The following is a 2,960-nucleotide window of genomic DNA, read 5'->3' as shown; positions in this document are numbered from 1 at the left end:
CCGCATGGCCAAAAGACAGCAGGCCGGTGTAACCGAGCAGCAGGTTGAACGCGGAAGCAAACAGTGCAAAGCACATGAGCTTCATCACGAAGACGGGATAGGCGCCGAGAAAAGGCGCGGCAATGAGGGCCAGCAACAGCAGGCCGTAACCAATGGTGGCAGTGTTCTTGGAATTCATGCTGGCAGCCCCTTATTTTTCTTTGCCGAACAGGCCGGCGGGGCGAATGAGAAGAACGATGACCATGATGACAAACACCACGGTGGAAGACGCTTCGGGGTAGAACACCTTGGTGAAACCTTCGATCACTCCCAGGCCCAGCCCGGTCAAGATGGAGCCCATGATGGAGCCCATGCCGCCAATCACCACCACGGCAAACACCACGATGATCAGGTTCTGGCCCATGAGCGGCGTGACCTGGTACACGGGGGCGGCCAGCACACCGGCAAAAGCAGCCAGTGCGGCACCAAAGGCGTAGGTCAGGGTCACCATCACCGGCACGTTGATGCCGAAGGCTTCCACCAGGCGCGGGTTTTCAGTACCGGCGCGCAGATAGGCGCCCAGCTTGGTTTTTTCGATCACGTACCAGGTGCCGATGCACACCACCACCGAGGCCACCACCACCCACGCACGGTAATTGGGCATGATCATGAAGCCGAGGTTGGTCGCGCCTTCCAGCAGCTCGGGAGTGTCGTAGCCCAGGCCCGACACGCCATAGATGGAGCGGAACACGCCTTCGATCAGCAGGGTCAGGCCCAGCGTGAGCAGCAGCCCGTACAGGTGATCTAGCTTGTAGATCCAGCGCAGCAGCAAGCGCTCGATCAGCACCCCGAACAGCCCCACCAAGAGCGGCGCCAGCACCAGCATCAACCAGTAGTTGATGCCGAAGTAGTTCATGGCCATCCATGTCAGCAATGCCCCGGTCATGAACAGTGCACCGTGCGCAAAGTTGATGACGTTGAGCAGGCCAAAGATCACAGCCAGCCCCAGGCTGAGGATTGCGTAGAACGATCCGTTGACCAGCCCCAGAAGGAGCTGGCTCAACAGGCCGGGCAGTGAGACACCAAAGATTTCCATGGGAGGCAGCAGCAGGTGGAGAGAGTTCAGGTCAGAGGGCCACACCGGGACCGGCGTCCCGCTGGGACAGCCAGGCCGGCGTGGGCCCTCTCAGGGGTTTACTTCCAGAGCGGGCACTTGCTCTCGGCCTTGGTGGTGAACACGGAGTCACCAGGCAGCTTCTTGATCAGCTTGTAGTAGTCCCAGGGCTTGGTGGACTCTGCAGGCTTCTTCACTTCCATCAGGTACATGTCGTGTACGTAACGGCCGTCGGCGCGCAGCTGGCCCGAGCCGAAGAAGTCGTTCATCTTCATGCCGCGCCATGTGGTCATGACCTTGTCGGCGTCCACCGACTTGGCGGCTTCCACGGCCTTGAGGTAGTTCATGGTGGCCGAGTAATCAGCCGCCTGGATTTCGGTCGGCATGCGCTTGGTCTTCTCGAAGAAACGGGCCGAGAACTTGCGGGTCTCGTCGTTCAGATCCCAGTACCAGCTGGTGGTGAACTGCAGGCCTTCGGTGTTGCGCAGGCCCAGGCTGTGCACATCGGAGATGAAGATCAGCAGGCCGGCGAGCTTCATGCTCTTGCCGATGCCGAACTCCTTGGCAGCCTTGATGGAGTTGATGGTGTCACCACCTGCATTGGCCAGGCCCAGGATTTGCGCCTTGGAGTTCTGTGCCTGCAGCAGGAAGGACGAGAAGTCGGACGCGTTCAGCGGGTGGCGCACAGCGCCCACCACGTTGCCGCCCTTGGCCTTGACCACGGCGGTGGTGTCGGCTTCGAGCGCATGGCCGAAGGCATAGTCTGCCGTCAGGAAGTACCAGCTCTTGCCGCCGCCATCCACAATGGCCGAGCCCGTGCCCTTGGCCAGTGCCACGGTGTCATACGCGTAGTGCACGGTGTACGGTGTGCACTGGTCGTTGGTCAGCGCGGAGCTGGCAGCACCGTTGTTGATATAGACACGCTTTTTCTCGGCAGCGACCTTGGCCGAAGCAAGTGCGGTACCCGAGTTGGTTCCCCCAAACAGCATGGTCAGGCCTTGGGTATCGATCCACTCCCGGGCCTTGGAGGCTGCGATGTCGGCCTTGTTCTGGTGGTCTGCTGTCAGCAGCTCGATGGGCATGCCCAGCACCTTGCCTCCGAAGTCGTCAATCGCCATCTGAATGGCCACTGCGCCGTTCTTGCCTTCCACGTCCGCATACAGGCTGGACATGTCGGTGATGAAACCGATCTTGACCTTGTCCTGTGCGTGCGCGGCCGAGGTGGCCAGACCTGCAACGCCCAGCATCAGTGCCAGCACTTTGAGTTGTTTCTTCATGGATTTGTCTCCTGTGGGTGTGGTGGAAGAAAACGGTGGGGAAAGGGTGTGGGCGTGGCTCAGACGCCCAGCAGTTCGTTGAGCACAGGCATCTTCGCTTCCAGCTCGGCAGCGCCAAACTTCTCCACGATGCGGCCGTGCTCCATCACGTAGAACCGGTCGGCCAGCGGTGCGGCAAAACGGAAGTTCTGCTCAACCATGACCACGGTGTAGCCCTTTTGGCGCAGCATGGTGATCATGCGGGCCAGGGCCTGCACAATGACGGGCGCCAGGCCTTCGGAGATTTCATCGAGCAGCAGCAGATTGGCGCCAGTGCGCAGGATGCGGGCCACAGCCAGCATCTGCTGTTCACCGCCCGACAGGCGCGTGCCCTGGCTGTTCTTGCGCTCGGCCAGGTTGGGGAACATGGCGTAGATCTCCTGCACCGACATGCCCGGCGTGCCCGTCTTGAGGGCGGGTGGCAACAGCAGGTTTTCTTCGCACGACAGGCTGGAGAAAATGCCACGCTCTTCAGGGCAGTAGCCCACGCCCAGGTGCGCAATACGGTGCGTGGGCATGTTCACGGTTTCCACGCCGTTGATCTTGACCGA

At 60.8% G+C, this 2,960-nt stretch carries 3 protein-coding genes and 1 pseudogene; all 4 read right to left on the bottom strand.

Annotated elements, in window-relative coordinates:
- Positions 1–178 (bottom strand): annotated as a pseudogene (locus DBR23_RS31930) (branched-chain amino acid ABC transporter permease); the annotation flags it as partial.
- Positions 179–190: 12 nt separating this feature from the next.
- Positions 191–1,075, bottom strand: coding sequence for a branched-chain amino acid ABC transporter permease (locus tag DBR23_RS26780; protein ID WP_056061592.1), 885 nt, complete (start codon positions 1,073–1,075; stop codon positions 191–193).
- A gap of 98 nt (positions 1,076–1,173) precedes the next feature.
- Complete coding sequence (locus DBR23_RS26775) at positions 1,174–2,370, bottom strand: ABC transporter substrate-binding protein (RefSeq protein ID WP_056061590.1); 1,197 nt, start codon at positions 2,368–2,370, stop codon at positions 1,174–1,176.
- Between the two features lie 59 nt (positions 2,371–2,429).
- On the bottom strand, positions 2,430–2,960 hold a 531-nt coding region (locus DBR23_RS26770), incomplete at its 5' end, for an ABC transporter ATP-binding protein (protein ID WP_108500103.1).

The sequence above is a fragment of the Acidovorax sp. HMWF018 genome, assembly GCF_003061035.1.
Taxonomy (GTDB): domain Bacteria; phylum Pseudomonadota; class Gammaproteobacteria; order Burkholderiales; family Burkholderiaceae_C; genus Acidovorax; species Acidovorax delafieldii.
This window is presented reverse-complemented; position numbering and strand designations above follow the sequence as displayed.

What these genes read in the sequence shown, in the direction of transcription:
- DBR23_RS26780 (WP_056061592.1), bottom strand. Translation starts at nt 1,075, where the DNA reads ATGGAAATCTTTGGTGTCTCACTGCCCGGCCTGTTGAGCCAGCTCCTT.
- DBR23_RS26775 (WP_056061590.1), bottom strand. Translation starts at nt 2,370, where the DNA reads ATGAAGAAACAACTCAAAGTGCTGGCACTGATGCTGGGCGTTGCAGGT.